2 protein-coding genes and 1 pseudogene are annotated in these 1,255 nt (G+C 72.1%); 2 read left to right on the plus strand and 1 reads right to left on the minus strand.

Features of this window, described 5'->3' with window-relative positions:
• Positions 1 to 583, plus strand: a 583-nt coding sequence (locus SSBG_RS17765; protein ID WP_008747470.1) for a GNAT family N-acetyltransferase, incomplete at its 5' end; no start/stop codon positions are given.
• A 126-nt stretch (positions 584 to 709) separates the two neighbouring features.
• Entirely contained in the window at positions 710 to 976 is a 267-nt protein-coding gene (locus SSBG_RS17770) for a GlsB/YeaQ/YmgE family stress response membrane protein (RefSeq protein WP_008747471.1), read from the plus strand.
• Between the two features lie 76 nt (positions 977 to 1,052).
• Here the strand turns inward: SSBG_RS17770 and SSBG_RS17775 are convergent.
• Positions 1,053 to 1,255, minus strand: a pseudogene (locus tag SSBG_RS17775) (hypothetical protein); the annotation flags it as partial.

Consider the following 1,255-nt stretch of genomic DNA (forward strand, 5'->3'; position numbering starts at 1 on the left):
GCCCCCGCCCCCCGACCCGGCGGTCGACTTCTGGACCGGCGAGCGCGTACGCCTGCGGGCCGTCGAGCCGGAGGACTGGCCGCACTTCATGCGGTATGGGCAGCACTCGGCCCACGTGCGCTTCGGCGACCGCCTGGAGGTGCCGCGGTCGGCCGAGCGCCATCGCACCTGGCTCAAGGAGGCAGCGGCGAGGAAGGCGGAGGACGACACCTTCCACCTCGTCGTGGAGGACCGCGCGACCGGGGCCTGGGCGGGCACGGTCAGCACGCACCATGTCGAGCTGGGGCAGGGGAACTTCGCGTACGGGATCGAGATCGACCCCCGCTTCCAGGGGCGCGGCTTCGCGCGCGAGGCCGTCACGCTCGTCCTCCGCTTCATGTTCGAGGAGCGGCGCTACCACAAGGCGGTCGCGGAGGCGTGGGCGCACAACACGGCGTCGGTCGCGCTCCAGCGCCGTCTCGGCTTCGTGGAGGAGGCGCGGCTGCGGGAGCACGACTACACGGAGGGGGCGTACCGGGACGTCCTCCTCTTCGGTCTGCTGAAGGACGAGTTCCGCGGCATGGATGCGGGGAACAAGGACTGAGCGGGCTCGCCCGGGGCACACTGCTCTACACACGTGTAGTAAAGCGTGGTGCCAAGCGGTCCGGCACCGCCACACACCGAGCCGGCCACCGCGCCAGTCACCGCGACAACGGAGAAAGCAGAAGCCATGGAGATCTCAGGGTTCATCAGCGCCGTCATCATCGGCATCGTGATCGGCATCCTGGGCCGCCTGGTCGTCCCCGGCCGCCAGCGCATCGGCATCATCTGGACGATCCTCGTCGGTATCGTCGCCGCCGTCGTCGGCACGTTCATCGCGGCGGCCTTCGACGTGGCGGACACGAAGGGCATCGACTGGATAGAACTCGCGATCCAGGTCGTCCTCGCCGGTATCGGCGTGGCCGCCCTGGACCGCGCCCGCTCCCCGCGCCGCTGACCGGCCCGCGAGCGGCGAGGCCCCCGTCCGTCACCCGGGCGGGGGTCTCGCCGTGTGCGCGCTCGCGGGTACGGGCTCAGCCGTACGTCCAGCCGAAGGTCCCCATGACCGTGTCGAACCACTCGACGAGCGTCGCGCCCAGCGGCTCCGCCACGTCGAGCACGGAGAAGACGGCGAGGCACCAACGCCCCTGCCCGCCGGGCACCTTCACCGCGTACTCCACCTCCCGCGCGGCCACCGGCAGCCGCCCCGCCGCCACCGCCCGCGCGCGCCGCACGG

This window comes from Streptomyces sp. SPB074 (assembly GCF_000154905.1).
Classification (GTDB): domain Bacteria; phylum Actinomycetota; class Actinomycetes; order Streptomycetales; family Streptomycetaceae; genus Streptomyces.

Coding starts and splice junctions, on each gene's coding strand:
- SSBG_RS17770 (WP_008747471.1), top strand. CDS start 710: ATGGAGATCTCAGGGTTCATCAGCGCCGTCATCATCGGCATCGTGATC.